This window comes from Streptomyces calidiresistens, from assembly GCF_014141525.1.
GTDB classification, from domain to species: Bacteria; Actinomycetota; Actinomycetes; order Streptomycetales; family Streptomycetaceae; genus Streptomyces; species Streptomyces calidiresistens.
The window spans coordinates 1-3,132 of sequence record NZ_VKHS01000658.1 but is presented as its reverse complement, the minus strand read 5'-3'; the positions used below and the strand labels follow the sequence as shown (position 1 = coordinate 3,132).

The 3,132-nt window shown below is 76.4% G+C and carries 2 protein-coding genes; both read right to left on the bottom strand.

The features are described from left to right. Window positions 1-31 precede the first annotated feature (31 nt). On the bottom strand, window positions 32-1,609 hold the full coding sequence (locus tag FOE67_RS21080) for a succinic semialdehyde dehydrogenase (RefSeq protein ID WP_182666415.1): 1,578 nt from the start codon (window positions 1,607-1,609) through the stop codon (window positions 32-34). Window positions 1,610-1,802: 193 nt separating this feature from the next. Further along, a partial coding sequence (locus tag FOE67_RS21075; RefSeq protein WP_498370710.1) for a serine/threonine kinase C-terminal domain-containing protein occupies window positions 1,803-3,132 on the bottom strand: 1,330 nt, incomplete at its 5' end.

Genomic DNA, 3,132 nt, shown 5'->3' with positions numbered 1-3,132 from the left:
GGAAAGGGGCGGAAGAGCGGGCGGGGAGGGATCAGCTCATGCCGATCCGCTTCATCACCCGCAGCGCGCGGGTCATCAGGGCGGCGTGGGCGCGGTTGTCCATGCCGAGGGCGGGTCCCAACGGCAGCAGGCGCTGCCGGGCCACGGTCTGGGCCTCGGTGAAGCGCAGGAGGCCCTCGGCGCCGTGCCGGCGGCCGATCCCGGAGTCGCCCATGCCACCCATGGGGGCACGGACGCTGCCGTAGGCGGCGCCGTAGCCCTCGTTGATGTTGACGGTGCCGGTGCGCAGGCGGGCGGCGATGGCCCCGGCGCGGCAGATGTCGCGGCTCCACACCGAGGCGTTCAGACCGTAGGGGCCGGCATCGGCCAGGCGCAGCGCCTCCTCGTCGTCGGCGAAGCGGTGGACGGCGACGACCGGCCCGAAGGTCTCCTCGGCGTGCATCTCCATCCCGGGGGTGACGCCCTCCAGGACGGTGGGCTCGTGGAACCAGGGCCCGAGGTCGGGACGGGGCCGACCGCCGGTGAGGATCCGGGCGCCGCCGGCGACGGCGTCGGTGACGTGCCGGGTGACCACGTCGAGTTGGGCGCGGGAGGAGAGCGAACCGAGGTCGATGTCCCAGTCCAGGCCCGGGCCCATCCGCAGGGCGGCGGTGCGGGCGAGGAAGCGGTCGAGGAAGGCGTCGGCGATCCGCTCGTGGACCAGCAGGCGCTCGATGGAGACGCACAGTTGGCCGGCGGAGGTGAAGCAGGCCCGCACGGCGCCCTCGGCGGCCCGGTCGGGGTCGGCGTCGTCGAGGACGAGCATCGGATTCTTGCCGCCGAGTTCGAGGTCCACGCCGATCAGGCGGTCGCCGGCGGCCCGGGCGACCTGTCGGCCGGTGCGGGTGGAGCCGGTGAAGGAGAGGTGGTCCACGACGGCGATCACGGCCGGGCCGACGACCGGGCCGGTGCCGAGGACGATCTGCCACACCGCCGGGGGCAGCCCGGCCTCGATCAGCAGGCGGCGGGCCCACAGGGCGGTGAGGGCGGTCTCGGTGTCGGGCTTCATCAGCACGGCGTTGCCGGCGACCAGCGCGGGCAGGGCGTCCCCGACCGTGAGCTCCAGGGGGTAGTTCCAGGGGGCGATGATCCCGACGACGCCGCGCGGCCGGCGGTGCTCCACCGCGGTGGTCAGCCCGGGTACGGCCCCGCTGTGGCGACGGGGCCGCAGGTGGGCGGGGGCGCGCCGGCCGTAGTGGCGGGCGGCCAGGGCGACCGACTGGACCTCCTCGTGGGCGTGCAGGCGGGACTTGCCGGTCTCCAGTTGGACGAGGTCGAGCACCTCGTCCTGGCGGTTCAGCAGCAGGTCGTGGAAGCGCAGCAGCACGGCGGCGCGCTCGCGGGGGGATCGGGCGGCCCAGGCGGCCTGCGCGGTGCGCGCCCGGTCGCGGGCGACGGTCACCTCCTCGACGGTGGCGGCGGGGAGGTCGGCCAGCCGTTCGCCGGTGAAGGGGGTGTGGCAGCAGGTGCTCTCGCTGCCGATGACGTCGGCGGTGAGCCGGCGCACCAGGGTGGGATCGACCGTCGCGACGACGGGGCGGGGACGGGCCGGGACCGATTCGATCGTCATGACGCGAGGGTAGGCCGACGGGCCCGCACTGCCTACCCGTTGGTAACCGTTTTTCGCCGAGGGTGCCGGCGATCGCCGGCACCCTCGGCGTCTTCGGCGTCCTCGTCGTCTTCGGCCGGGCGCCGCGCGCCCCGACCGGCGGGACCGGTCCGGCGGGGACGCGGCGCGGCCGGTGCCCGGATGGGTCGGGCGGTCATCCCCGCCGGGCGTAGGTGTCGGCGACGGTCGCGTGCACCCCGGCGATCTCGTCCCGGGAACTCTCCGGCCCGCGCACCATCACCACGTGGTACCGGTCGTCGATCAGCAGCACCCGGTTCTGCGCGTACCGCATGCCGGAGCGGTCCCAGGTGAAGCCGCCCTCGGCCATCAGGATGTTGCCCACCCGGGTGGTGCGCAGGCTGCCGGAGGACTTCCACGCCGAGTCGCGGTACTCGCGCAGCTCCGGCTGGGACTGCAACTGGTAGGCCATCGGGTCGTCGCCGAATTCGCCGGTGTCGTCCCGGCCGACGACCACCACCAGTTCCAGGCCGTCGCCGACGTAGCGGACCACGTCGCCGCCGTCCTCGCGGCGCTGCCAGCCGTCCGGGACGGCGATGGCGAAGCCGGCCGGGTCCTGCGCCAGCGAGTAGCCGCCGGGGGCGCCGGGGCCCGCGGTGGGCTCGGTGCCGGGAGTGGGGTCGGGCGCGGCCGTCCCCTCGCCGGTGTCCCCGGGGTCGGGGGCGCCCGTCCCGCCGCCGTCCTCGCCGGTCTCCCCGGGGTCGGTGGGCTCCTGCGGGCCGGGGCTGCCGGCCCCGGTGGGATCGACCGGCGGTTCGGTCGGGGTCGGATCGGTGCCGGGACCCGCGCCGTCCTCGTCCGAACCCGGCAGCAGGAACGCGGCCAGCGCCACCGCCAACCCGCACAGCAGCAGCACCAGCAGGAGCAGCAGCCACCCCAGGCGGTTGGGGGAGGCGTCGGGCCGTTTGCGGCGGGACACCAGCTCGCCGCGCCGGCGCACCACCGGCAGCCGGCGGGGGTCGGCGGGCGCCCCGGCCTCCAGCATGGGCGGGGCGGTGACCGTGCGGCGGCCCACGTCGGGCTCGGGCGCCGAGCGGATGATCGATCGCAGCCAGCCGCGGACCTCCTCGGGATGGGGGCGCTCGGTGGGGTCCTGGCGCAACAAGGAGTCCACCACCGGGCGCAGGGCGCCGCACTCCTCGGCGAAGGCGGGCTGTTCGGAGACCACCGCCTGGACCAGCTCCAGGACGTTGTCCTCCGGGTAGGGCGGGTGGCCCTGGACGGCGCGGAAGAGCAGGGCGCCCAGCGCCCACAGGTCGGCGGCGGGCCCGACGGGCGGGGCGAGCCGCCAGTGCTCGTACACCGGGCCGGCCTGTTCGGGCGCCCAGCGCTCGGTGACGGGGCCGACCACGGCCATCCGGGCCTGGCGGGCGCGCTCGGCGGCCCGGGCGCTGTCGGGGCCGCGGTAACGGCGGTCGGCGGCGGGGGCGTCGCCCGGGTCGGCGGGGCGCGCCGGGACCGGGGTC

Excerpts from the sequence above, each read along its gene's own strand:
- FOE67_RS21080 (WP_182666415.1), bottom strand. The coding sequence starts at position 1,609 with ATGACGATCGAATCGGTCCCGGCCCGTCCCCGCCCCGTCGTCGCGACG.